The following is a 24,498-nucleotide window of genomic DNA, read 5'->3' as shown; positions in this document are numbered from 1 at the left end:
CGGGGAGGAATCGATGGTGCTCAGCCAGGCTCGTACGGGGCGCGGCGCGCGGAACTCCGCGGGCGCGTCCGTGTGGGCGGAGAGCCGGGAGACCTTGTCGCGCCGGCCCGCCCTGCCGGGCAGCGCATCGGCCGATGTCGCCATCATCGGTGCCGGGTTCACCGGCCTGTGGGCGGCCTACTACCTCCTCAAGGACGATCCCTCTTTGAGGGTGGTCCTTCTGGAGCGGGAGTGCGCCGGGTTCGGTGCCTCGGGCCGCAACGGCGGCTGGTGCTCCGCGATCTTCCCCGTCTCGCTGGACAGGGTGCGGAAACTGTACTCGCACCAGGCCGCCCTCGACCTGCAGCGAGCGATGAACGAGACCGTCGCCGAGGTGGGGCGGGTGGCCCAGGACGAGGGCGTCGACTGCGACTTCGCCGCCGAAGGCTTCGTGTCCCTGGCCCGTACGCCCGCGCAGCTCGCGCGCGCCAAGGCCACCGTCTCGGCCACGGAAGCGTTCGGGGTGCACGGACAGTGGCAACTTCTCAGCGGCGAACAGGCCCGGGCGAAGATCAACGCCGAGGGCACTCTCGGCGGCGTCCACACCCCGCACTGTGCCCTGCTGCACCCCGGGCAAACTCGTCCGCGGCCTCGCCACCGCCGTGGAGAACCTGGGCGGCACCATCTTCGAGGACACCGAGGTCACCGGCATCGGCAAGGGCCGTGTGCGCACCGTCCGGAGCTCTTCCCGACCGAACTCCGCGCCTCCGGGGTCGGCGTCGCCGTCGCCGCGAGCCGTCTGGGCTCTGCGGCCAGCACCTTCCTGCTGCCCATCGTCGTGGACGCGTACGGCGTCGATATCGCCCTCACCGGATGCGTCGTCGTCCTCGTCATCGGTGGGCTCATCTGCTGGGCATGGGCACCGGAGACAGGAAAGGAATCTCTGACCGGAGTCGACGAGGCGCCCGCCAAAAACGCCGCCCATCCCCCAGTGCACTGGCGGCCACAACGGCCCGTCAACCGACAACCCTGGCAGCGGCCCTGACACGCCTGCACACGACGGGGCAAGCGGTGGTGACCACGACGGCCCTGGGGCCGAAGGTAGCTCTGGGGACGGACCGGACGGCGGCAGCCACGAGCCCTCCGACTGGTCCGACCGAGTCGGCGAGCCCGGCGAGCGTGCGAACGAGCCGATTCCGGCGTTGACGGCGGAGGAAAGGGCGGCGCACTGGGGCCACCTCGATGAAGTCGAAAATCGGGCTCCAGAGGAATTCGATCACCTGAAGCATGATCCTGATCACAAGAATCAGATCGATGACAAATCGATGGATGAGGCTCGAGTCGGCCTCGACCTGCGGGAGAAAGGCCGCCTCCCGGCGGACATCCGTCGCCCGGAGCTGGCCGACAAGGGTGAATTCTATTCCGAAACAACCGGCGAGTACTATGACATCAAGGGCGTCCACTCCGACTATCCCCCCTTCAACAACGTGCGTGACAAGTCTCAGCCGTTCAAGGGTGCGTACGACCCGGCCAACAACGAGGCATGGGTCAACAAGCAGCTGGCGAAGCAGATAGAAAAACGTGGACGTATAGTTGTTATCGACGTTCGGAACGCAAATCAAGCGGCAATCGACAGCATCAAGGGTGTCGTTGAAAGTCGTGGTTGGGGAGATCGTGTCATCTGGTATCCGTAAGAACTGGAAGCCGACTGTGCTCCCGGCCGATCCGGAAGCCACGCGGCAACTGCAGGAATGGCTCGCCTCGGAGGAATACAACCTCAATGGCATGGAACGCGACTTCCGGGGCGCCGACCTCTCGGGCGGGGACCTCTCGCAGGCATGGTTCACCGATGCGGTCCTCGTGGGGGTGCGACTTGTCGGCGCGTCCTTCTACCGGGCCGACCTTCAGTCGGCGGATCTGACCGGGGCGGATCTGACCGGAGCGGATCTCGTCAAGGCGAACCTGGACGAGGCCGTGCTCCGATCGGCGCGGCTCGACGGGACGGACATGGTCGGGGCTTCGCTGTACGGTACCGACGCGTCGGGAGCGAGCTTCCGTGCAACGCGGTTCCTCGGTGCTTCGCTGATCGACACCGATATGAGGGGGGCGGACCTGACCGATGCCGTCCTTGACGAGAACATCTTCGAGATCAAATGCGACGAGTCCACGGTCATGCGTGGCCTGACAGGCACCGTTTTCGGTCCGGTCACCGTCTTCAGTGGCGAATCGTCCCGAGAGCTGGCCGACACCGAACTCGAGGCATGGATCGCTGAGCGGGGTGGGCAGGTGCGGGTAATTCCTCCGTACCGCACACCGCAGTAGGGCCACGCCCCGGAGTTCACGGCAGGGCAATGCAGGAGATCCACGGAGTGCTCGGCACAGTCGTTGCACTCGGCGCTACCCCAAGGGCAAGTTCGGTGAGCCCCATTTCGTGGGGCTCACCGGAATGAAACAAGAAGCTCGAAAGCTGGCTCGGGGCCAGGGGGGGGCAACGTGCGTGTGCTGGAGCCGAAAGGACCCTGAAGCGTCGGCCAAGGAGAGGAGAAGCCCCGAGGTCCGGGGAGTGGGGTTCGGGGCTGGCCTGGCGCGAAGCAAGGAAGTACGGCGGAACAACTGTGTCTCAACTCAAGCGTGCACCGAAAGAATGCGGGTCCTGGTTCTGGGATCTCGAGGATATCGAACCCCCCGGACTGGAGTCGGCTTTGGTCGTAGCGGCAAAAATGACAGCTGTGCTCCAGGAGTTCGACCTGCTCAGTCCTGCGAAGCTTGAGTACCGCTGGTATGTATTCGGCTCAGGCGCCATCAGCGTCATGAGTACGCTGTTCGTCTTCACGCCATTGGACGACCCAAGCTTGCCCGACAAGGTGCTCGGCAGTCGCCCTAGCGCGTTCCCCAACGCGGAAATCGACGATCTCCACGTCGTGGGCCCGGGGACGTGGCTGGACGCGAGAGGAAAGGCCCACGAGGAACCGCGGCTGGTCGAGCTTGCCGTGTCGCCCGATCCCCTCGGGCCGACGGCCACTCTCGCCGTCCATCACGACATCTGGAATTGGTTCGACTTCTCTGGACACCCACACCCCGAAGTGCATGACCAGAATGCCCCTCGGCTTGCGGCCGCGCTCCGAGAACTCAACTCCGCATTCGGCGTGACGCCAGAATTGGGCGAACCCACACATTTCGGCAGTGCTCTTGCATTCGGAATCGCTGTCCCGGATGCACACGACGACGGTATGGGCCCCGATCTGACAGACAAGCTCTGACGAGAACCGCTGCGAAGGCCGGGCCGGATAATACAAGCCGGACGGTCATTTGTGTTCGAGCTATGACTACTGTCTTCCGCGACGGCCCTGGGATAGCTCTGGGGGGGGGCGACTGGTCAACCCCAGGACTCAAAGAGGTAGTTGCCATCGATGAAGAAGGCAACATATTGCACCTCTTTCCCTGGAACCCGAGAAGGGTAAATCGCATGTCAATTTCTTACAGTCTCGACATGGTGGCGACGGAGAAAACCGTGTTGCAGGTCGCCTGGCAAATGTGTGACGTAGCCCGGTCTCTCGATCTGTTCGACGCGTCAGTCACCCCCGAACTGCTAGTCGACGAAGGTACGGTGACCACGACTGGGCTGTGGCTTCGCGTGGGTGAAGAGAGATCAGATCCGCGGCACCCTGTGCTCACCGATCTGGGGTTTAGTCCGAACGTATCCGTAATGTTCGAACTCGCCAGATCAAGTGAGCACTCCGACCAGCAGGACGAAATGATCAGGCTGGCGTCCCGCCTACTGGACCGGGTCGCCGGCGATGCGGTGCTGCACTTCCAGTTCGAGGTCATCTGGCTGCTGCGCCGTTCAGGCGAAATGAGTCTGAATGAGCGGGACGACCTGTGGCCCCCGCACCGGCTGGCTGCGGTCTCCCGGCCCTATCGACGCACCACGCACGTGTTTTCCGACGAGTGACCGCCAATAGGCACCGCCCAGGCGCTGAGCTCTTATCACCGGTAAGGCACTCCGCTGCGTGCGTGTTCATGAGACTTCCGCACGCAGCGGTGATCAGCGCGGTTGTGTTGCTGAGCAGCGCCTCCATCAGCTGGCCCCACGCCGTTCCGATGGGCAGTTGCTCGCACTCGTCGGCCCCTCCGGATACTAAAAGGCACTCGGCCCGTACCTTGTGGAACGCCGGGCAGGCGACCGACTCGGACACGTTCAGCACGTCAACGCCCTCCGTGAGGTCGGTCCCGGTGGCACCCTGCCGTTCAATCGTGCGCCGCGCGGTGGCCGCCCGGCCGATCCGCCTCGGAGCATCGTCCCCGCCGCACCTCGGCATGCCGACAAGGCCCCGTTCAGCATCTCCAGCATGCTCGGTCCGCTGGTGATGGCCGCGGTTATCGTCGCCCTCACCCACGACTACCGGTAGGCCGCCATCGTGGCCCTCGCTCCCTTGACGTTCCTCGGGAACTGCTTCGAAGAGCGGCTGCGCGACCAGTTCACACTTCGCCGCGGCATGCGCGCCCACGCCGCACGGGTAGTGGAGTTCGAGCGGGAGGTGGCGGCGCGGAACGCGGCCGAGGTCCGTACCCGCCGTGCCGCCCATCCCGACCCGGCCGAGGTGGTCCACCGCGCCACGGCACCGGGGGCGCGTTGTGGCAACGGCATCCGGGCACGCCTGACTGCCTGCGGGCCGTCGTCGGCCACGCGGATCTGTCCTGGGCCCCGCCGCTGAACAACGGCTCCGCTGAGCCCGCACTGGAGGCAGCCGCCATTCCGAGGGTGCGGAGCGTGCTGCCGCAGGTGCCCGTGGTTGTCGGGATCGGCAGGCGAGGCGGTCGGGCTTGAGGGGGCCGTCGCGCGTGTCTGGCCGTGGCGCGGTCACTGCCTGTGCCAGGCCGTGGTGGGCAGCGGCCCGGCCGATGCGACCGTCGCGGTGTTGCTCGACACCACTTCCAAGCGCAAGCCCAGCGATGGCAACCCCGGGCCAGTGCTCCTGGTGGTCGTGGACGGCGCCACCCTGCTCGAAGGGTGCCCCTGTCCGCTGCGTGACCTGTTGGCCGGCCGCTCCGGCGGCTCCATGGAGTGCTGAGGCATCATCCTCACGAGCCACGTGCCCACACTGTGCACCATCGTGATCACCGCCTCGGCCGAGGCCGCCGGGAGCGTACGTGACGTGGCGTCCGGCGAGGTCGTGCGGGACGTGCTGCTCGGCGGCATGCCGGTGGCCGAGGCGCGTACCGTGGCGCGGGCGTTGGCTCACTTCGAGCAACCTGAGTTGAGGGTGGCGGGCGCCGGGCTGCCCGACCGGGTCTCACCGCTGTCGCCGCTGGACCTCGAGAGCGTCACCGGGACCGCTGTCGGTGACCGGTGGAAGAAGCGCGTGCCGGCGCTGCGGGTCAGCGCGATACTCGGGGTCAGCGAGCGGGGCCTGTTCACCGTGGATCTCTCGCCGGTGGCGCGATAGTGAAGTGGTGGAGCGTCACATCAGGTGACACCAAAACGCACTCTCTGCATGGTTCCCACTCGACCTTCAAATCCCAGCGAAACCCGAAACCGCCTGCTGATTAAAACAGTTGTGCGAAGTGGTGTGGGCTGATGGAGTTTGTCGCGGCGCGTGCCACCGCGACCAAACGAGGGGGACTATTTTGAATATACGTATCGGGGGAGCATCGGCCGTGCTGGCCGTGCTGCTGACCGCTGCCACGGCTGTGCCGGCACACGCCGACGACCACAACGCACGTGCGGGCAGCTACCGTGCGACGACCGACGCCGGACCCATTCACGGTTTCGAGACCAAGGGAGACTACGTTCACTTCTCCCACACCGTGAGCGGCACGATCAACGCTCACGGCTGGTGGAGGAAGTACGACGGCCCGGCGACACACGCGAAGATCACCATATGGCTGCAGGTCAAGACCGGTTCCGGGTGGAAGAATCTTGACAAGGGAGTCAAGACGGTTCCGCCGGGAGGTGGAAGCAACAAGAGGGCGGTCGCCAACTGGAAGTGCACCAACCTCATCGTGAAGAATCACTTCCGGACGGTGGTGGACGCGGACATCGTCGGCTACCCGGATGGTGACTCGAAGCTCACCACCAAGACGCGGACGGAGTACTGCGGCATCTAGCGTCGGATCGATCCGGCATCCGGATACAGCGTCCTGCCGACGGATACCGGTCAAGTGGGGAACGAGTGCACACAGAAAGGACATCGCGTGTACTTCGAGACGCTTGTTGCTTTGCACGGGGTACTTGACCGGTACCCGTGGGCGTCGCACCTCACGTGTGACGCCCACGGCAGCGAACTGTACGACCTCGCCATGCGCAGGGCGGAAGCCTACGGTTGGTACTCCACAGGCGGATGGACCTACAAGTACCAGGGGTGGGGCGAGGCCAGGATCGTCCAGGACCCAGGACGCTGGGCCGATGCCCTGGCCGGCGGGGACTGGGCGCAGGATGGGAAAGTCCGAGAGCTGGCGTGGATGTCGGCGGAGATCCCGATCGATGTCCGTGAGCCGCGTCTCCCGCTCCTTCACATGACGCGCATCTTGTCGGACGCGGTGAATCGGATCGGGCACGTCCGGTTCACCGGGCTACATGCGGTCCTCCCCCTGCAGGAGCTTGTCGGTGATGCTTCTGACGACTTGCAGGCGATGCGGAGATGGTTCGCCCTCACCGACCCGTCCACGTCGGTTCCCGTGAGCGTCACCGTCGCTGTCGGGCCCGCGATGCGGGGAAAGGAGACGGCGGTGAGCGGTGCCATCAGAGAGCGGCTCGGTGACATCGCAGAGGTCGAAGTCGCCGCTGAGCGACTCGACTTGTCCGGCATGGCGGACGTGGATGGCGAGCACGGCTACAACAAGGGCCGTGAGCGCGGCGTGCTGCGGTTCGCGTGTCGTGTGCCGGAGTGGTCGGTGGACGCCGCCGTGTGGCTGGTCGAGGTGGTGGGTGATGCGTTGCGTGCGGCCGAGTGCGCGGAGCAGGTTGTGGTGACCGCCTCACTGGCGTCGCCTCCTCATAAGGCGGCTGGATGACCGGGGGCCGACGGTATCGCAGTCCGGTGCCACACTGGTCAGCTCGGCTATCCGCGCGAACAGCGGTCTCTTGACCACGACCACGACGTGTTTGCAGCCTCGCTACAACTCAGAGGCGGGCACGTCGGCAGCCCCGGCCCAAAGGGGAGGTCACCGTTTCGTGGGGCTCACCAGGATGAAATAGGAAATTCGAATGGCCATGCTGATGCGCGCACCCGAGGAATGCGCCTCCTGGGGTTGGGACTTGGGCCACTTCGCGCTGCCCGGTCTGACGTCCGCGTTGAGCACAGCGGCGCGCATGTCAGTGCTGCTGGGGGATCACGGCCTCTTGGAGCCGCGCCGGGTGGAATGGCTCTGGTTCGTCTACGGCGTCGGCGGCATCGGCATCAAGACGACGCTCCCCGTGATGGGGCGGCTCGACCCCGTCGACCTCGCCCAGCGAATTGAGCGAAGCCGGCCTTCGGGGTACCCGGATTCCCAGGTCGGAAACCTCACTGTGTCCGGACGGGGAACATGGTTCGACGCGGAGGGCGAGGAGCGGCACGAGCAGGATCTTGTCGTATTGAGCGTCGATCCGGATGAACGCTATCTCTCGGCTGACCTGGCAATTTTCCATGACATCTGGGGTCGTTTCGACTTCAGGGGTTTTCCACACCCGGAAATCTACAAGCGCAACGCACCCAGGCTTGCTGCGGCTCTTGGGGAACTCGATGCGCTTCTCGGGACGACGGCGGTGGCGGGCGACGCAACTTACTTCGGACGGGCCGAGGGCTATGGTATCGAAATGCCCGATGTCATCGACGGACGCGGGCCCGACCTCACGGACCGCCTGTGAACGGGCGCTGTTCCGTTTCACGGGCTGGCAAGTCGGCGTGACCGATGGCGGTTGGGCCGCCACGGCACTCGGCTCGTCCGTCACCGAACCAAATGCAACGGAAGTTGACAATCGCAACGCAAGCCACGCAAGTCACTCCGCGATCGATGAGGTAAAAGCACTCATCGAGGCGAGGGGCTGGGAGAATGATGTCATCTGGTATCCGTAGAGAATGGACACCAAGAAAATTCCCTCGGGACCCAGTGGCGGCGCAACGCCTGAGGGAATGGCTCGCGGGTGAGGGCGGCGACCTCAACCTGATCGAGTTGGATCTGATCGGCGCGGACCTCTCCGGCGGAGAGTTCTCCAACACGTGGTTCACCGAAGCCGCCTTGACCGGCGTGAACTTCACCGAAGCGGAGTTCTACCGCTCGAACCTGCAGGATGTCGACCTGACTCGGGCGAACCTGACACGTGTCTCCCTTGTGCGTGTTGATCTGGACTGGGCTCTGCTGCGCGGCGCGATCCTTGACGGAGCGAATCTCGTCACCATGTCCCTCTTTGAGGTCGATGCCGCCGGTTCGTGGTGGCGCGGGGCGCAGTTCGCCAACTCCTCGCTCCTCGACGTGAACCTTTGCGGAGCCGATCTCACCGGCGCCGTATTCGACGAGAACGCCCTCAAGGCTCGGGTCGATGACTCAACGGTCTTCCGCGACATGACCGGTTCGATCTTCGGGCCGATGGAAGTGGTGCAGGACGACGTCGTTCATACATTGGCGGGCAATGAACTCGAAAGCTGGCTCGGGGCCAGGGGTGCCGACGTGCGTGTGCTAGATCCGAGAGGACGCTGAAACACCGACCAAGGAGAGGGGGAGCCCCGGGCCCTGGCGAGGGGTTCGGGCTGGCCGAGCGCGAGGCACGGCCCACGAGGGGCCGCGGCTAGTCGAGCTCGCCGTGTCACCCGATCCCTCGGGCCGACGGTCACTCTCGCCGTCCATCACGACATCTGGAATTGGTTCGACCCGGAAGTCGCCGAAAAGGCTCTTGCCATCTGCAACGGGATTTACGCGCCATGACGTACAACATCTTTCTAGTTGATAGCTGTGACCCGGGTATCATGGCTGAAGCTCTCGCAGAAATTTTCCAGGTCCCGGTGATGGAAGTAGATGTCGCCGACGCCGATGGTGATCAGGGAAATCGGTACTGGGATGCACTGGTGTCCTGTGAATGTTCGCGGGTCTACGGTAACGTGTCCCTTTCGCTGGATATCTATGCTCAGGACTCGGTGAAACACCAGCCCACGGAAGCTCAGTTCTGCGCGGCCCTGGCTCGGCGGATCGGAACGCCCGTTCTTTACCCGCCGCAGGAGAGCCCCATCAGTGCGCACTCTCTGGTCACCCCGGAAGGAGTGGTGACCCGAGCCCGACTGGATGAGACAGAGGATGAAGATCCCTCGTTCACGGTCACGGCAGTTGAGGCATTCATCGAAAACTTGCCGGATGTTCCGGTAGCGCATCTGCCAGAAGTAGTGCGCGAGCAGAAAATCGCAATGCCGCTCTCTGATTCTTTTGCGGAAGCCTTCAAGGCTCTGGCGGATTCTGACGGCGGACCGGAGCACCTTGCTGCCGCGGCCGAGGTGGCTGAGGTGGTGCGCGTCGCTGGCTCCTATCTGGGTGCATGGGAGAAACTGGCTCGGCGGACTGAGGGTAATTGGGGGCCATCTGGTTGGTTTCCCTTGGAATTCTACCGGGAAACGCTCGGATATCGCGATGATATCGAAGGGTGCCTGCGCCAACTCCCGGAAAACGTGGCATTGCTGTGCAAGAGGTACCTCGACAAGGTCGACAGCCTCTATAAAGAGCTGACCGTCGAAGACGAAGAACATGTTGTCGTTGACGACCTCGATGAGCCCACCGCTGGCTCGGTGCAAAAGGCCTGGTGGTGGTACCGCCGCCCCGAGCCCATGCCGTGGGAATCGTGACCAAAGAGTATGGCGTGTTTGAGATGTTGCTCAAGGTCGTGAAGCGATCTTGAGATGGCGACCTGACGGATACACGCCGACAACTGCCAGTCCGGGGTGTTCGTGGCTCCAGCCCGAGCACCGCGACTTGCCGGGGTCTCCGCAGGTGGTGAGGCAATGTCCGGCGCGGATCAGGTGGGCCCAGCTGTGTGATGGGGCTGCTGCTGGGCTTCGGGGAAAGATCGTCGGGTGGGCGTCGGTGCTGGTTACGGTCCGTACGGTCCGCCTCGTGCCGGTGGGGATTCTGGCTGAGCCGTACGGCCATCGCTTCCAATAAAGCTGTCGCGCGTGCCGCCGTCCGGATGATGGGGTGGCACGGTGACCAACCACGATGAGGCGGGCGCTGTTCGGCCGTTGACACTGGCTTGGGTGAGCCGACACCTGGAGGTCGGTGAGCGGGTTGTCAGAACCGAGGCGCTGCACGGCGGCATCACTGCCGAAGTGCGGAGGCTGACCATCGGCACGCGGGACGGAGGCACCCGTGACCTGGTGCTGCGGAGCTTCGTCGACCCGTTCTACGTGGGGCACGCCGAGGACGGGCTGAACAGGGAGGCTGGTGCCCTGACCCTGCTCGCGGGGACCGGCGTGTCGGCTCCTGGGCTGGTCGGGGTTGATCCGACCGCCGCGCATTGCGAGTATCCGTCGCTCCTTATGACACATCTGGCGGGCCGGACGGTCCTTGAGGATGAGGGATTGGAGACGCGCGTCCCTCTGCTGGCCCGTCAACTCGTGGCGATCCACGCGGTGCGACCCACCGAACGGCCCCGGGTGTATGTGGCGTTGACGACCGCCGACACCGTCGTGGTTCCGAAGGGCGCCGACGCGGCGGCGTGGGCCGCGGCGATCGACGTGATTCGCAAGCCCCGGCCGCCCTATGAGGGGCGATTCCTGCACCGGGACTTCCACCCAGGCAACGTGCTGTTCGACGACGTGCCGTCTCCGGGTCCGACGGGTGCCCGGATCACCGGCGTCGTCGACTGGGCAGCGACCTCCTGGGGCCCGGCGGATCTCGATGTGGCGCACTGCTCCACCAATCTCGCGTTGCTGCACGGCCCGGCGTGGGGCCTGCGGTTCGCTGAGTCGTATGAGGAGGCCGGCGGGGTGCTGGCCGCGGCCGCGAGCGAGCGGCTGTACTGGCAGGTGCGCGACGGGCTGGCGTTCTCGGAAGATATGCACGTGGTGGCGCGGTCATGGCGGGAGGCGGGGAGGGCAGAGCTGACGACGCGAGCCGTGGAGGAGCGGCTGGATGCCTATGTCGCTGCGCTGATGGACGCGCTGGGCTGAGCCAAGGCGGTCCGGGGCGCGGCCCCGACCTCGTCGTTCACCGCTCAAATAAGTGGCTCCGCCTCCCGCTTCTCCTCGGAGTCGTAGACGCGCCGTTGAAGTGTGCGACGGATCGCCCCCTGAGAGTCGTTTCGAGCCACAGTCCCATCGGGCCGGGCGTAGGCAAGGGGAACGGGCGAAGTTCGCTGTTCCGCCCTCGGTGAGTCGAGAGTGCCTGGCACAGCTGCTCCACGCTCAGTGGCGGTTGGACCTCAATGGGCGCGCGGTGCATTGGCGCGAACGTCCAGGGCGGGGCTCAGAGTCTTTTTTACCTGGCCGATATCGGCCTGCTGCGTGTCCTGATGTGCCCTGGATAATTCTGCCGTCGTCGCCGCGCGCTGTCGGCGCTGCGCCTTGGTTGGAGGGCTTCACTCCGCCTTCGCCCGCCTGAGCTACGTCGGGTTCCTCTGTTCGTCTCTGCTCCATCGCACCAATCCGCACTCAGTGATGGCCATTCACGCTCATGGAACGGTTCTGCACCCTTTCCGGATCAAGCGAAGACATCCTGGGAGACATACGTGAGAAAACTGAAGCTGGGCAGTAGACCGGCCCGGATGGCGTCCGCGCTGGCGGTCGGCCTGTTGATGGTGACCGGCCTGTCGGCCACGTCGGCCAGCGCTGCGTCGTCCTCGGCCAGCGCCGCGCCCGAACTGGGCGTTCGGTTCTACCCCGACGGGGACGGCCAGTGCGACGGGCCGACGAATCCGCCGGAGCGGTGGGTCACCGCGCCCGACTGGACCACTGCCATCCGCCTGGACACCGATAATCGCGCGGGCGGCTGCCAGCTGGCCTTCGGCATCTACGATCCGTCGAACTCGCTCGCGGGCCTGAACGCCACCTACACCTGGGAGGCGGAGCCCGGCAGCGACGACAGCCAGTGCCAGAACGGGGGCACGAAGACGATCCCGATCAAGCCGTTCAAGACGTTCGGCGACCTCATCCGGGTGGACACCGACGGCCGAGCGGGCTGGTGCAACCTCACCTTCGCCCTGTCCGGTCGCTCGGACATCGGCCTCGATGTGCAGTTCTACGGCGACGGCGGCGCCGACGCCTCGGGACAGTGCAAGAACTACCGCCCGAAGGACACCTACGACACGGCCTATGAGGGCCACTCCGTGACAGTGAGCGACGACACCGACGGCCGCGCCGGCGGCTGCTACCTGTCGCTCCGCATCAACCGTCTGTTCTAGATTTTGTCCCACGGACGACTGATGGGGCGGTGTCGTGCTCGTGCTGTCGGCGCCAGAGGCGAAGGACACCGCTCGTAACCTGCCCTCCGGCCTGCGCGGCCGGAGGGCAGTCGGCTCCTCGCGAGATACGGAAAGCGGGACCCTACGCTCCGTGGGACCAGGTTCGACGCGGTGGGGCCGGTAACCGCTCGTACGCCTATGTCGCTTGTCTTCCTGGCCGCTGCGCGTCGTGAACTACGCTCGGGCGCATGACGTGGCGAGACGAGGCAGCGATGGCAGGGACCTCAGCGGTCGTCCGGCCGGTGGTCCGCGCCGATCTGAAGGACGTGGCCGACATCTACGCCCATTACGTCCAGCAGACCGTGATCACCTTTGACAGCACTCCTCCCACCGTCGCCGACTGGGAGCAGCGGCTGGATGGTTTTACCGTTCGGGGGCTGCCGTTCCTGGTGGCCGAGGTGGCGGGGGTCGTGGCCGGGTACGCGTATGCCGGTCCCTGGCGGCCGAAGCCCGCGTATCAGCACACGGTGGAGGACACGATCTACCTCGCCCCCGACGCCACCGGCCGGGGGCTGGGCAGCACGCTGCTGGAGTCCCTCATCGCCGAAGCCACCCGGGCCGGGAAACGGCGGATGATCGCGGTCATCGCCGATACCGGGAGCGATGTGTCGGCCGCGCTGCACCGGCGTTTCGGGTTCACTGACGCCGGGCGGCTGACGGCCGTCGGCCACAAGCACGGCCGTTGGGTCGACACGCTGCTCATGCAGCGGCCCCTTTACGGTGACGAGCTCAGCGGTCGGCCTCAGGGGTGACCAGGGCGCGGTGGATGCGGTCCATGGCGGTGGCGGCGTCCACGGTGGCGGCTATGCGCACCGGCGGCCGTTGGTCGGGGATGCCTCCTTGGGGGATGTCGAACTTCCGGTCGTCGAGCAGGGTGGCGCCCCGCGTATGCCCCGCGAGCTCGACCATGACCTGGTACTCCTCGTAGGTGGCCAAGGACTCGTCGGCCATGATGGCCGCGGCGAGCGGATCGTGCAGGACGCAGCCGGCGGTGCCGCGGGCGTTGCTGTAGAGGGCGACGTAGGTGTCGAGCACGGAGGACGCGAAGCGGGCCGCCGGGGTGGCCGCGTCCGCGATCCGCTTCAGCCAGATGTCGTCGGCCCATGCGTGTTCGGTCATGTCCAGCGGCACCATGGTCAGGTCGAATCCCGCGCGCAGCACCTCTTCCGCCGCCTCCGGGTCATGGGCGGAGTTCGCCTCGGCCCAGGCGGTGACATTGCCGGGAACACGGAACGCGCCGCCCATGACCACGACGCGGCGCAGGAGGCGGGGGAGGCCGGGCTCCATGCGCAGGGCGAGGGCGATGTTGGTCAGCGGGGCCAGCGCGAGCAACGTCAGCTCTCCTGGACGTTGCCTGGCCAGGCGCACGAGCTGTTCCGCCGCCGTTTCCGGGCTGGTCCGGCGCGGTGACGCGGGCCCGGCGTTGCCGCCGAGGCCGTCGTCGCCGTGGACGAACTCGGATGTCTGTAACGACTGTTGGAGCGGAGTCGGGTGCCCGACGGCAACCGGTACGTGGTCCAGCCCGGCGACGTCGAGCACACGTAAGGCGTTGGCCGCCGCCACGGCGGTGGGTACGTTGCCGTGCGCGGCTCCGACGGCCACGATCTCGATGTCCGGCTGGGCGGCCAGGAACAGGATCGCCCAGGCGTCGTCCACCCCGGGGTCCGTATCGATGACGACGGACAGGCGCGGGGAAGTGGCGGGTGGCATGTGATCTCCTCTTGCCGGCGTTTGACGCGGTGCGTGGCATCGCTCAACGGGAGGCCAGGAGCCCGTACAGCAGCGGGATTCGGGGCTCCGGCAGCTGCCACCACCCGGACGAGGTGGGGGCCATGTGGGGCCAGCGAGGCCAGGGCAGCTCGGGGCTTTCGCGCAGCCGCCGGATGCTCAGACCCGCTCCGGTCAGGGCGTTGACGACCTCGTCCAGCCCGTGCATCCACTCGTAGCTGTCGGTGGCGCCCTCGACGGGCGGGCCGTCCGTGTAGGTGTGCGTCGCGTCGCGGTGCACATGGCCGCTGCCGCCCAAGTAGTCGTTGCGGAGCAGGAGTTCGGGGCCCTCTCCGGGGGCGGGCTTGGGGCCCAGCGCGTTGAGGAGCGGATGGAACTCCACGACGTACAAGCGGCCGCCGGGACGCAGCAGCTCGGCGACGACACTGGCCCAGCGGTCCAGGTCGGGGAGGTAGCACAAGGCGCCCTTGCCGGTGTAGACGACGTCGAACCGCCGCCCGCCGAGGGCCTCCACGGCGTCGTACACATTGGCCCGCACGTACGTCACATCGAGGCCCGCGCGCGCCGCGATGCCGGTGGCCGCCGCCACGGACGCCGCGGAGAAGTCGAGGCCGACGGTCCGTGCCTCGCGCTGCGCGAAGGCGATGGTGTCCGTGCCGAGGTGGCACTGCAGGTGCAGTACGTCGCGTCCGGCCAGGTCGCCGAGGTCGTCCCATTCCCACGGGGCGAACCAGCGGGACGGGTCGGGCTCGCCGTCGACCCCGTCGATCCCGTAGAACCGGCTGGCGAGGTGGACGGGGGTCCGGGCGTCCCAGTTCGACTGGTTGGCCCGCATCATCCGCTCGTACGCGTCGGTCATGGGCTCACTATCGCAGGCACCAATGGTGAGGAAAGCCGAAACGGGTCAGAAAAGCGGACCTCACTGGTGGGCCCTGGCGGTCCGGCGGTCCGGCGCGGGGATGCGGGCCTGGGGCTATCCGAGGGTGAGGTAGCGGGTGAGCATCGCGACGAGTTCGTTCTCCAGCCGGGTGGTGTCGATGGAGTCGGGCGCCGCGATGAGCTGGTGGATGAGGAGCTCGACCGCGGACACGGTGAGCCGGGCGGCGACGTACGTGTCCTCGACCCGGACCTCGGGGTGGCGTTCGAGCAACTCCTGTGTGTAGGCGACCCGTTCGCGCTCGTGCACGGCGACCCTCTCCAGCAACTCGGGCGACCGTGGGCCCTGTTCGAACATGACGCGGAGCAGCTGCGGGTCGTCGAGGTGGTTCTCGATCACGGCGCGTACGAATCCGCGGATGATCCCTTCGAGGGATTCGGGCTGCTCCTCGCCCTGGCGGTCCCTGGTGACGGCCACCCCGGCATCGAGGTGGCGGGTCACCAGCTCGACCAGGATCGCGTCCTTGTTCGGGTAGTACTGGTACAGCGAGCCGATCGAGATCCGGGCCTGCTCGGCGATGCGGTTGGTGGTCCCGGCGGCGTAGCCGTACTCGCCGAAAACGTGAGCAGCGGCGGCGAGGATGCGCTGCCGGGTGAGCTCGGCCCGGGCCTGGCGGGGCTGTTTACGTGGCTGAAGTCCGCGTCGGCCTGACGGCATGACACCTCCTGGGCGGCCCCGCGAAAGCGAGTGGCGCAGAACCTGAATGATTGCTCACAATGATGCCATGAGCTGCGGCTGAGCGGTTTCGGAGACGTCGCCGGGAGCACGCCTGGTGTCCTCGTCCGTCGCCCTCACGCCCCGTCCTCGCTCGCCGTTCTCGTCCGCCGTTTTCGTCCGCCGTTCTCGCCCGTCATCCCGGAAGGAGCCTTCATGACGCATGCCCCTGCCCGCCCCCGGCGGATGTCGCCCGCCGAGGTCCGTGCCCGGCTCGGGGAACCCGAAGCCATGGTCGAGGCCAAGATCCAAGACCGGATCGACGACTACTTCCGCCTCTTCATCGCCCATTCGCCCTTCCTGACACTCGCCACGGCGGACGCGGCGGGGCGTGCCGACTGCTCGCCCCGTGGCGACTACCCGGGGTTCGTGAAGGTCCTCGACGAACACACCCTCGCCATTCCCGACCGGCCCGGTAACAAGATCGCCGACTCGTTCCGCAACCTCGCCGAGAACGACGGCGTCGGGCTGCTCTTCCTCATCCCCGGACTGCGGGAGACACTGCGCGTCAACGGACGCGGCTATCCCACCGACGAGCCCGATGTCCTGGCCCGGATGCGGACCGAGGCCAGAACACCGGAGCTGGCGATCGTCGTCGAGGTGGCGGAGGCGTACTTCCACTGCGGCCGCGCGCTCATCCGGTCCCGCCTGTGGGACCCCGCGAGCCAGGCCCTCGCCGACGAGATGCCGTCGGTCGGCGAGATCGCCGCCGTGCAGTTCGGACTCGACATCGACCCGGCCCTCCTCGAACGCAACCTCCAGGACGGCTACCGAAAGCTCTACTGACCACGCCATGCCACGCAACGCCCCGCCACAAGGTGAATACCGATGCAGCAGACGCAGCGCACGCGCACGCAACACACCACCGTCGACCACATCGAGCAGGTCGCCGAGGGCGTCGTCTCCCTCGTTCTGCGCGGCGCCACCGGCCCGCTGGCCCCCTGGGAGCCGGGAGCCCACATCGACCTGGCCCTGCCGAACTGGCTGACCCGGCAGTACTCGCTGTGCGGGGACCCGGCGGACCGGGACTCCTACCGGGTCGCCGTACGCCACGATCCCCTCAGCCGGGGCGGTTCGGAGTACGTCCACCGGTTTCTGCGCCGGGGCCGCGCCCTTGAGGTGTCGCTGCCGCGGAACCACTTCCCGCTCGTACCCGCTCCGGAATACCTCTTCCTCGCCGGGGGGATCGGCATCACCCCCATCCTGCCGATGCTGCGCGCGGCGACCGAGGCGGGCGTCCCGGCTTCCCTGGTGTACGTGGGCCAGTCGCCCGCCACCATGCCCTTCGCCGACGAACTGCGCGCACTCCACGGCGATCGGGTACGGATCGTCGACACCCGCCGACAGGGCAGGCCCGACCTCGCCGCCCTGGCCTCCGCGCTCGCCCTCGGCGCCCTCGTCTACTGCTGCGGCCCCGCGCCGATGGTCGCGGCGGCGGAGGCCACGTTCCCCGCCGAGCGGCTCCACGTGGAGCGGTTCCAACCGGCCACCAGGACGTTCGCCCCCAACACACCGTTCGAGGCAGTGTGCGCCCGGTCCGGTCGGACGGTTCAGGTGCCGCCCGACGAATCACTGCTGGACGTCCTGACCCACGCCGGATACCCGGTGCCGTCCGGATGCCGCGAAGGTGTCTGCGGGAGCTGCGAGGTCACCGTCGTCGACGGCGAGCCCGAACACCGCGACGACATCGGCGCCCCCGCGGGCCGCATGTACGCCTGCGTCTCCCGCGCCCGGTCCCCCCGGCTCGTCGTGGACCTCTGACCGCAAGCCACTGCGAAGGGAACCGAACCAGCCATGCTGCCAAAGGTGCGCGCCCCCGAAACGCGGCGAATGATCACGCTGGAGGTGCGCGGAAACACGAAGCCGACCCCCAACTTCTCAACCGTCACGCTCGGCGGCGCCGAGCTGGAACACCTGAAGCCCATGGGCTTCGACCAGACCGTACGGCTGTTCTTCCCCCGCGAAGGGCAGGACCGGCTGAGAATGCCGACCCTCTCCAACGAGGCGTGGATGGCGGAACTGCTCCTCCTGCCGAAATCCCGCCGACCGTGGGTACGCAACTACACCATCCGGCAGGCCCGTCCAGAACTCGGTGAAGTGGACATCGAGTTCGCCCTGCACGGCGACACCCCCGCCTCCACCTGGGCCCGCCACGCCCGGCCCGGAGACCCGGCGGGCATCTTCGACATGGGCGTCTCCTACCTGCCACCGCCTCATGCCGAACGGCAACTCCTCGTCGGAGACGAGAGCGCCGTCCCCGCGATCCTGGCCATCCTCGAACACGCCCCCGCGTCACTGGCCGCGGACGTCGTCCTGGAGGTACCCACCACCGCGGACGTCCGCCCGCACCTCACCGCCCCCGAAGGCGCCCGCGTCCACTGGGTGCCTCGCGACGACGCGAACACCCCACCCGGCAGGCTCGCCCTGGAAGCAGCCAAGGCCCTCCCGCCCCCGCCCCCGGGCCGCTCCTACACCTGGGTCGCCGGAGAGTCCGCCTTGGCCACCGGCCTACGCCGCCACCTGGTACGCGCCGGGGGAGTCCCGAAGCCGGACGTAGCCTTCCAAGGCTACTGGCGCCACGGCCGCCCCAGCCCCGGCTGACCTGCGCCGCCTGTCGGTGACCACTGCCAGGCCCTCCAGAAGCCGGCCCATGACCGGACCAGCCCCGCGTGCGCGGGGACCACAGGAACTGACCTGGTGCTTTATCTAGCTGGAGGCTCGGTTTCAATCACTTTCGTGAAATCCGGTGCAAAGTTTGCCTTCCTCGCATCACAGGCAAATCGCCCATTGGTTTGTCGTTCTGATTATCTCGGATGAAGTCTTGTCGGCGTGGCGCTTTACCTTTGGCGGCTCGTCAACCTTGAGTTGGGGTGCCAGATGCTCCGGGTGGTTTCTGTGGCCCGGCTTCTTCCGAGGTGCTCCGTGGTTCGGTGACTGGCCTTGCCGTGGCCCGCCCGGCTGGCGCTCAGATTCGGCATGGCCGGGGCTATGGAAGCTTGGCGGTGGCGTATGTGTACGTCAGGAGCAGGGCCGGGAATGCGGTGAGGGCTGCGAGGTCGACCGAGTAGGCGATGTTACCGAGGGGCTTGGTCCTGCGCGTGTCCTGGTTGGGTCCGCGTGGTGGTCCAGGGAATTTCCGGGAGTCCTCGGGTGCGGCTGTTCGTGCAGCTTGGTCCACGCTTCGTGATGTGCGTGGAGGAGGGCGAGGCCCGTCTCGCAGCCCTTGCTCGGTGGTCGGCAGTCGGGGCAGTCTGCGGCGTGGTCGAGGGCCGTGCGCCATGCCGTTTCGGCCTTGGTGTTACGGCCGCGGGCGGGTGCGGTCATTGTGTGTGTCGTGGAACGGGTCTCGTTGTTTGGGGAAGGTGGCGGCGCATTTGCCGGGGCAGGCGTAGAGGGTGTGGCCTCCGGCGCTCGCGCTGTGTCCGATGGCGACGATGACCGGTTCGCTGGTTGTTTGTTGGCAGCGGGTGCAGACCTGGGGCGTCACCGGGCTGCGTCCGTGCTGGTGTCGGGCTTGGTGAGTACGGCGTGGACCAGGGCCTTGTACAGGTGCCACGGGTCGGTCAGGTAGTGGTCGCGGCTGTACGGGACGCGCCAGTGCGTGCCGGGTCGGGCCAGTCGGTCGGCGGGTGGTACGCCGAGGTAGGTGGAGACGCCTTCGGTTGCGGTGAGGATGTGGACCTGCCGCAGGTTCCAGGAGCTGGCGGTGCCGCACGGGATGAGCCAGTAGCAGGTGTTGCAGCGGTCCTGGATGACGGACCCGGATTCGTTGCCGAGAAGGGCCAGGGTCCGTTCGCCGATGCTCTCCTCTGCCCGGACGGCGTCCCACCATTGGCCTGCTGGTAAGGCCACGGGGTCAGGTCCGGTGGGTGGAATCCACTGCTCGGCTTCGATCGTCATGGTCGGCTCCAGCGTGTGAGGGAGTGAATACGAGCCTCACATTGGACCGGTTGACCGGTCCAGTCAAGCCGTTCGTCAACCCTATGACCCCATCGTGTAGCGGTCCGTCAACTCCCAGAGTCCGCCCGGCGTCACGCCCTCCTCGCAGACCAGGGCACGGCCGTCGCAGTCGTACGCCGTGTGCAGGGCAACCGCTACCGCCGCGGGCTGCGACAGCCCCAGCAGCTCCGTTTCTTCGTTCGTTGCCAGCCGCACGGTGTAGACGTCGACTCCCTTCACCGGCGTACGCCCGATGCAGCGGGCAACGTAGTTCGTGGTCCCCTCTGCGATCGGCCCCTTCATGCCGAGACGCGGACACGCGTCGGCGACGTCCATGGGGAACCATGCGGCAACGAGTGTGTACGGGTCGCCCTCGTCGAGCAGTACGAGCCTCGCCCGGCGTAGGGCATGGGCACCCTCAGGGAGCCCCATTGCGTCGGCGATCTGAGAGGACGGCGCCTCCTTCGTCGGTGCGCCCAAGCGCTTGAAGGGGCGCCCTTCCGTCACCCGATCGGTTGTGCGCCGGCGTCCGGCCGGGCGCGCCACCGGAGTCTCGACCACCGTGAAGCCCGCGCCTTGGCGAGCGACGACTACGCCGTCGTTCCGCAGGACATCCATCGCCTTGACGACCGTCGCCCGGGACACGCCGAACTGCGCGGTGAGTTCCCGTCCGGACGGGAGGAGATCGCCGGGGCCGAACTCGCCTTCAGTGATACGTGCCCGGAGGTGATCGGCGATCTGCTCGTACTTCAGTTGCGTCACTGCTGCTCCCACGTAGGTGACGGGTTAACCGGGCACGTTACTCGCACGGCGGACATGGGCCTCTTCGGCCCGCCACAATGCAGTCATGACGGCTCACCGGATAGCTCCCGAGGTCATGACCTTCTACGCGTCCACCATCGACGAGTCGACGCGGCTGTCGTCCACGGCGGACGGCAGGCTGGAGATGGTGCGCACGCAAGAACTCCTGCGCCGCCATCTTCCGCCTGCCCCCGCCCGGATTCTTGACGTCGGGGGCGGTCCGGGAACTCATGCGCGGTGGCTGATCGAGGATGGCTACGAGGTCCATCTCGTGGACCCGGTTCCCCGGCACGTCGAACAGGCGCGGTGCATTGACGGGTGCGTTGCCGAACTGGGCGACGCGAGGGAACTTGCCGCGGAGAAGGAGTCCTATGACGTTGTTCTCCTGTTCGGCCCCCTCTACCACCTGCTGGAGCGCGCCGACCGGGATCAGGCGCTTGCGGAGGCGTGGCGTGTGCTGCGCCCGGGCGGGCTGTTTGCTGCCGCGGGGATCAACCGTTATGCCAGTCTCTTTGAGCACACGGCATACGCCCACCTGCACGGCGAGCGGATGCGGGAGAGCATCCGGGGCATTCTGCGGACCCAGGTGCACGACGGGAAGAAGGCGTTCACTGCCGCCTACTTCCATAGCGGAGCGCAACTGCTCGAAGAGGTGACGGCGGCGGGGTTCGACGCCCAGGTCTTCGGCATCGAAGGTCCGACGTGGGCGATGCTGAAGGCGACGGAGCAGTACAGCGGTGACTCCCTGGTCGATACGCCGTTGTTTCAGTCTGCCCTGGCCGCGGCGCGCTTGGCCGAGCCGTATCCGGAACTGCTGGCTGCGAGTTCACACCTCTTGGCGGTGGGCCGTCGTTAGCCCCCTGGCCCGGCGGCCGCCGGGCCAGGGGGCCATTGACCGTGCACGTCGTGGCTCAGCGTGTAGAGCGCGGATGCGGCGGTGTTGACCTGCTCATCGACGCCTGGTGCCTGCCCTTGAACCCCGCGTGCGCGGGGATCACGGGAGGTGAGCTGGGGCTTTATGTGGGTGGGGGGCTCGGTTTTGCTCACTTCTGTGAAGTCCGACGATGTGCACTTTTCTCGCATCGCGGTGCCCTGCTCGGCGTAGGTGCTCGGCCTCGGCCCGATTATCCCGGACTTGGCACGCGTGGGATCGCAGTCTTTGGCGGCCGGTGGTGCCGTCCGTGTGTCCTGCTGGCGGGGTCTGGGGATCTGGGGTGGATTGCCGGGGCGAGGGAGGTGGGTGAAGGGGGTTGTCGAGGGGGTTAGCGGTGCTAGGCGGGGGTGGGGTGGTGGTCTTCGGGCTCAACTTTCTGCTCAACCCCGGTGGTGCGCCTGCCGGGTTCGGTATCAGGCCGTGGCCGGAGGGCAATGCTGATGGCTACTTCGTGGTGAAGGGGGTTCGCGATGTGGCCGTGGCCTCGACCGTCTTTCTGTTGCTCGAGCTCGGGCAGCGGCGGGTGCTGGGGTGGGTGGTGCTCATTGACGCCGTCGTGCCGCTCGGGGACGCGGTCGCGGTGGTTACGCATGGGGGTGCGGTCGCCACGGCGTTGGGGGTGCATGTGTCGGCGGCCGTCGTTGTCGTTCTGACTGCTGTGCTGCTGCTGACCGAGCGGGAGGGGGTGGCGGCTCGGTGACCCCGGGGCTACTCCTGGTCGTCCGGGAGCAGGTGTTGGGCGGGTGGGGCGGGGTGGAGGGGGATGCGGTGGATGCCGTTCGGGGTGGCGATCAGGGCGTCGGGAGCGTCGGATTCCAGGAAGCGGACGTGGCCGATGGTGCCGACGGTCGTCGTCCTGGTGGCCAGCCAGGTGAGGAGGGTGCGGAGGGCGTCGAACTCGTCCGGGTGCACCTCCTGGCGTACGGTCAGCGCCCAGCCGCGCGGGCCGGGGAGCAGTTCGCCGACCAGGGTTCCGCCGATGCGGTGGGCCGGGCCCCTGGCGGAGAGGAGGGGGTTCTCCGCCAGGGGGTCGGACGTCTCCGGCGTCTGGTTTCCGCCCTCGCCCAGGTGGTGGCGGATCTGGGCGAGGGCGGAGGTGGGGAGGGAGCCGGGGAGGTCCAGGGACAGCTGTAGTTCGTAGAGGTCGCTCACCCGGGAAGGGTATGTCCCGTGGTGGGCGGCGGTCGGTCAGCCCTGTTGGACGGGGACGACTACCAGTTCGGCGATGTTCACGTGGGGTGGGGCCGCCACCGCGAAGGCGATCGCTTCCGCTATGTCCTCGGGGGCCAGGGGGTGGAGGGCGGTGCGCATGCTGGTGAGGGTTGTGTGCATGTCCGGGTCGGCCATGTCGTCGCCCAGTTCGGTGAGGGTGACACCTGGTTCTACGTTCTTCACGCGCACGTCGCGCGGGCCGAGTTCGGTGCGCAGGTTGCGGGTCAGGTGGGCCACGGCGGCCTTGGTGGCGGCGTAGACGGACCAGTTGGGGTAGAGGACGTGTCCGGCTACGGAGCCCACGTGGACGAGGTCCGCGGGGCGGCCGTCGGCGGCGGTGGCGATGAGGTCGTCGGTGAAGGCGCGGGCGGTGTGCAGCAGGGCGCGCAGGTTGGTGTCGAGCATGCGGTCCCACTCCTCCGTGGCCGCCGTCTCGAAGGGGGCGCCGAGCATCACACCGGCGTTGGCCACGACGAGGTCGACGCGGCCGAGCGTGGCGCGGATGGTGTCGGCGGCGGTGGCGAGGGCCTCGGGGGCGGTCAGGTCGACGGCCAGGGGGAGGACCGTACCGGGGGCCGTGGGGCGGAGCTGGTCGGCCAGAGCCTTCAGACGGTCCTCGCGGCGGCCCAGGATGGCGACGTGTGCGCCGTCGGCCGCCAGGCGGCGGGCGGTGGCCGCGCCGATTCCGCTGGTGGCGCCCGTGATCACCGCGATGCGGTTGGACAAGGTGTGGTTTCGATTGGTCATGGGGTTAGGGTTCGCGGGTTCTGGGGGGCGGTTCCAGGCCGCGGTCCACCTGGGCGGCGTCATCCTGGGAGTGACCCGGCCACCCTCCGGCGGCCCATGCGCCGCCGCCCGGGCGTAGCGTCGAATCCATGGACAGCGAGAATCTGCTCGGGCGGTTCCTGCGTGCTCGTCGTGAGCTGGTGCGGCCCGAGGATGTGGGCCTGCCGCCCGGTGTGCGGCGCCGGGTGGCCGGGCTGCGGCGGGAAGAGGTGGCGATGCTCGCCGGGGTGAGCTCCGACTACTACGTACGGCTGGAGCAGGGGCGGGAGCGGCATCCGTCGGCGCAGGTGGTCGACGCGCTGGCCCGGGTGCTGGGGCTGGAGGAGGACGCGGTGGCCCATCTGCATCAACTGGCGCGCCCCGCGCCCGCGCGGCGCCGGAAGGGGGGCGTATACGGGGAGCGGGTCAGTCCGGTGCTGTTGCGGATGATGGAGGGGTGGCATCAGACTCCGGCCGTGGTGCTGGGGCGCTGTCTGACCGTGCTCGCCCACAATGCCCTGGGGCGGGCCCTGTTCGAGGGGCACACCTACAGCGGGGATCTGTTGCGGCTGGTGTTCCTCGACCCGGACGCGAAGGAGTTCTACCCGGAGTGGGAGCGGGTGGCCGTCAGTTCCGTTGCCGGGTTGCGGGCGGCTGTCGGGACCGGTTACGACGACCCTCAGCTGATCGAGGTGGTCGGCGAACTGTCTTTGCGGAGTGCGGAGTTCAGGCGGTTTTGGGCGCGGCATGACGTCTGTCAGAAGGCGCGGGAGACGAAGGTTTTCCGGCATCCTGTGGTCGGCGAGCTGACGCTGGACTACGAGTCGCTGACGGTGAACGGTGCGCCTGGGCAGCAACTGGTGGTGTACCAGGCCGTCTCGGGTAGTCCCTCCGAACACGCGCTGTCGCTTCTTGGGAGTCTTGCCGCGGAGGGTGTTCCAGCGGCGGTGCGGCAGGGGGTGCGGCGCCCCGAATAGTCGGGGCCTTTTCGCATGAACAGACGCGACTGAGTGAGCGGTGGTCACGGCTCGCGATCCGTGGGTTCGGGGCGGTCAGGCGCCTGCCGTT

The 24,498-nt window shown here is 67.3% G+C and carries 29 protein-coding genes; 22 read left to right on the top strand and 7 right to left on the bottom strand.

Going from position 1 to position 24,498, the window contains the following annotated elements; all coding sequences use genetic code 11:
• Window positions 1-13 precede the first annotated feature (13 nt).
• From ABZ370_RS33955 to ABZ370_RS33880, 16 genes are all read left to right on the top strand, one after another.
• Entirely contained in the window at window positions 14-1,024 is a 1,011-nt protein-coding gene (locus ABZ370_RS33955; protein WP_358628853.1) for an FAD-dependent oxidoreductase, read from the top strand.
• Between the two features lie 157 nt (window positions 1,025-1,181).
• A complete protein-coding gene (locus tag ABZ370_RS33950) occupies window positions 1,182-1,673 on the top strand; it encodes a hypothetical protein (RefSeq protein WP_358628851.1) in 492 nt (163 codons plus the stop codon).
• A complete protein-coding gene (locus ABZ370_RS33945; protein WP_358628849.1) occupies window positions 1,654-2,301 on the top strand; it encodes a pentapeptide repeat-containing protein in 648 nt (215 codons plus the stop codon). Before ABZ370_RS33950 ends, ABZ370_RS33945 begins: the two co-directional genes overlap by 20 nt.
• A 293-nt stretch (window positions 2,302-2,594) precedes the next feature.
• Window positions 2,595-3,239, top strand: a complete 645-nt coding sequence (locus ABZ370_RS33940; protein ID WP_358628847.1) for a hypothetical protein — start codon at window positions 2,595-2,597, stop codon at window positions 3,237-3,239.
• 62 nt (window positions 3,240-3,301) lie between these two features.
• Complete coding sequence (locus ABZ370_RS33935) at window positions 3,302-3,931, top strand: SitI3 family protein (RefSeq protein ID WP_358628845.1); 630 nt, start codon at window positions 3,302-3,304, stop codon at window positions 3,929-3,931.
• 466 nt (window positions 3,932-4,397) lie between these two features.
• A complete protein-coding gene (locus ABZ370_RS33930; RefSeq protein ID WP_358628843.1) occupies window positions 4,398-4,694 on the top strand; it encodes a hypothetical protein in 297 nt (98 codons plus the stop codon).
• A gap of 78 nt (window positions 4,695-4,772) precedes the next feature.
• On the top strand, window positions 4,773-5,051 hold the full coding sequence (locus ABZ370_RS33925) for a hypothetical protein (RefSeq protein WP_358628841.1): 279 nt from the start codon (window positions 4,773-4,775) through the stop codon (window positions 5,049-5,051).
• A gap of 21 nt (window positions 5,052-5,072) precedes the next feature.
• Window positions 5,073-5,426, top strand: coding sequence for a hypothetical protein (locus tag ABZ370_RS33920; RefSeq protein WP_358628839.1), 354 nt, complete (start codon window positions 5,073-5,075; stop codon window positions 5,424-5,426).
• Window positions 5,427-5,637: 211 nt separating this feature from the next.
• Complete coding sequence (locus tag ABZ370_RS33915; RefSeq protein WP_358628837.1) at window positions 5,638-6,087, top strand: hypothetical protein; 450 nt, start codon at window positions 5,638-5,640, stop codon at window positions 6,085-6,087.
• Window positions 6,088-6,174: 87 nt separating this feature from the next.
• Window positions 6,175-6,993, top strand: coding sequence for a hypothetical protein (locus tag ABZ370_RS33910; RefSeq protein WP_358628835.1), 819 nt, complete (start codon window positions 6,175-6,177; stop codon window positions 6,991-6,993).
• Window positions 6,994-7,186: 193 nt separating this feature from the next.
• On the top strand, window positions 7,187-7,828 hold the full coding sequence (locus ABZ370_RS33905) for a hypothetical protein (RefSeq protein ID WP_358628833.1): 642 nt from the start codon (window positions 7,187-7,189) through the stop codon (window positions 7,826-7,828).
• Between the two features lie 242 nt (window positions 7,829-8,070).
• Window positions 8,071-8,658 (top strand): pentapeptide repeat-containing protein, encoded by a 588-nt coding sequence (locus ABZ370_RS33900; RefSeq protein WP_358628831.1) that lies wholly within the window; start codon window positions 8,071-8,073, stop codon window positions 8,656-8,658.
• Between the two features lie 221 nt (window positions 8,659-8,879).
• Window positions 8,880-9,788: a hypothetical protein gene (locus ABZ370_RS33895; protein ID WP_358628829.1), complete on the top strand. Its 909-nt coding sequence runs from the start codon at window positions 8,880-8,882 to the stop codon at window positions 9,786-9,788.
• A 357-nt stretch (window positions 9,789-10,145) separates the two neighbouring features.
• Window positions 10,146-11,111, top strand: a complete 966-nt coding sequence (locus tag ABZ370_RS33890) for a phosphotransferase (protein ID WP_358628826.1) — start codon at window positions 10,146-10,148, stop codon at window positions 11,109-11,111.
• Between the two features lie 557 nt (window positions 11,112-11,668).
• Window positions 11,669-12,340, top strand: coding sequence for a hypothetical protein (locus tag ABZ370_RS33885; protein WP_358628823.1), 672 nt, complete (start codon window positions 11,669-11,671; stop codon window positions 12,338-12,340).
• Between the two features lie 272 nt (window positions 12,341-12,612).
• Window positions 12,613-13,152, top strand: coding sequence for an N-acetyltransferase family protein (locus ABZ370_RS33880; protein WP_358628897.1), 540 nt, complete (start codon window positions 12,613-12,615; stop codon window positions 13,150-13,152).
• Here ABZ370_RS33880 and ABZ370_RS33875 read toward each other — a convergent pair.
• The 3 genes from ABZ370_RS33875 to ABZ370_RS33865 all read right to left on the bottom strand — a co-directional run bounded on the left by ABZ370_RS33875 (window position 13,130) and on the right by ABZ370_RS33865 (window position 15,722).
• Window positions 13,130-14,110, bottom strand: a complete 981-nt coding sequence (locus ABZ370_RS33875; RefSeq protein ID WP_358628820.1) for a nucleoside hydrolase — start codon at window positions 14,108-14,110, stop codon at window positions 13,130-13,132. The genes ABZ370_RS33880 and ABZ370_RS33875 overlap by 23 nt on opposite strands.
• Window positions 14,111-14,153: 43 nt before the next feature.
• Entirely contained in the window at window positions 14,154-14,987 is an 834-nt protein-coding gene (locus ABZ370_RS33870; protein ID WP_358628817.1) for a class I SAM-dependent methyltransferase, read from the bottom strand.
• Window positions 14,988-15,101: 114 nt separating this feature from the next.
• Window positions 15,102-15,722 (bottom strand): TetR/AcrR family transcriptional regulator, encoded by a 621-nt coding sequence (locus ABZ370_RS33865; RefSeq protein ID WP_358628814.1) that lies wholly within the window; start codon window positions 15,720-15,722, stop codon window positions 15,102-15,104.
• Between the two features lie 213 nt (window positions 15,723-15,935).
• Between ABZ370_RS33865 and ABZ370_RS33860 the strand changes: the two genes are divergently transcribed.
• The 3 genes from ABZ370_RS33860 to ABZ370_RS33850 are packed head-to-tail and all read left to right on the top strand — an operon-like array spanning window position 15,936 to window position 18,380.
• Entirely contained in the window at window positions 15,936-16,565 is a 630-nt protein-coding gene (locus tag ABZ370_RS33860) for an MSMEG_1061 family FMN-dependent PPOX-type flavoprotein (protein WP_358628811.1), read from the top strand.
• A 42-nt stretch (window positions 16,566-16,607) separates the two neighbouring features.
• Entirely contained in the window at window positions 16,608-17,540 is a 933-nt protein-coding gene (locus tag ABZ370_RS33855; RefSeq protein WP_358628808.1) for a PDR/VanB family oxidoreductase, read from the top strand.
• Between the two features lie 33 nt (window positions 17,541-17,573).
• Window positions 17,574-18,380, top strand: a complete 807-nt coding sequence (locus ABZ370_RS33850) for a siderophore-interacting protein (RefSeq protein ID WP_358628805.1) — start codon at window positions 17,574-17,576, stop codon at window positions 18,378-18,380.
• An 882-nt stretch (window positions 18,381-19,262) separates the two neighbouring features.
• On the opposite strand, the gene ABZ370_RS33845 is transcribed toward ABZ370_RS33850, so the two are convergent.
• Window positions 19,263-19,679 carry a hypothetical protein gene (locus ABZ370_RS33845; RefSeq protein WP_358628802.1) on the bottom strand — a complete coding sequence of 139 codons (417 nt, stop codon included), beginning with the start codon at window positions 19,677-19,679 and terminating at the stop codon, window positions 19,263-19,265.
• A gap of 81 nt (window positions 19,680-19,760) precedes the next feature.
• Complete coding sequence (locus ABZ370_RS33840; protein ID WP_358628799.1) at window positions 19,761-20,480, bottom strand: GntR family transcriptional regulator; 720 nt, start codon at window positions 20,478-20,480, stop codon at window positions 19,761-19,763.
• Between the two features lie 85 nt (window positions 20,481-20,565).
• Between ABZ370_RS33840 and ABZ370_RS33835 the strand changes: the two genes are divergently transcribed.
• Entirely contained in the window at window positions 20,566-21,375 is an 810-nt protein-coding gene (locus tag ABZ370_RS33835) for a class I SAM-dependent methyltransferase (RefSeq protein ID WP_358628796.1), read from the top strand.
• Window positions 21,376-21,808: 433 nt separating this feature from the next.
• Window positions 21,809-22,153, top strand: a complete 345-nt coding sequence (locus tag ABZ370_RS33830; RefSeq protein WP_358628793.1) for a DUF4267 domain-containing protein — start codon at window positions 21,809-21,811, stop codon at window positions 22,151-22,153.
• Window positions 22,154-22,161: 8 nt separating this feature from the next.
• Here ABZ370_RS33830 and ABZ370_RS33825 read toward each other — a convergent pair whose 3' ends face one another.
• Entirely contained in the window at window positions 22,162-22,605 is a 444-nt protein-coding gene (locus ABZ370_RS33825; protein WP_358628791.1) for a hypothetical protein, read from the bottom strand.
• 36 nt (window positions 22,606-22,641) lie between these two features.
• A complete protein-coding gene (locus ABZ370_RS33820; RefSeq protein WP_358628789.1) occupies window positions 22,642-23,412 on the bottom strand; it encodes an SDR family oxidoreductase in 771 nt (256 codons plus the stop codon).
• A gap of 128 nt (window positions 23,413-23,540) precedes the next feature.
• Between ABZ370_RS33820 and ABZ370_RS33815 the strand changes: the two genes are divergently transcribed.
• Complete coding sequence (locus ABZ370_RS33815) at window positions 23,541-24,407, top strand: helix-turn-helix transcriptional regulator (protein WP_358628786.1); 867 nt, start codon at window positions 23,541-23,543, stop codon at window positions 24,405-24,407.
• Window positions 24,408-24,498 lie beyond the last annotated feature (91 nt).

The organism is Streptomyces sp. NPDC005962, assembly GCF_040629205.1.
Taxonomy (GTDB): domain Bacteria; phylum Actinomycetota; class Actinomycetes; order Streptomycetales; family Streptomycetaceae; genus Streptomyces.
The sequence above is the reverse complement of the archived record's forward strand: the minus strand, read 5'-3'. Positions and strand labels throughout refer to the sequence as shown.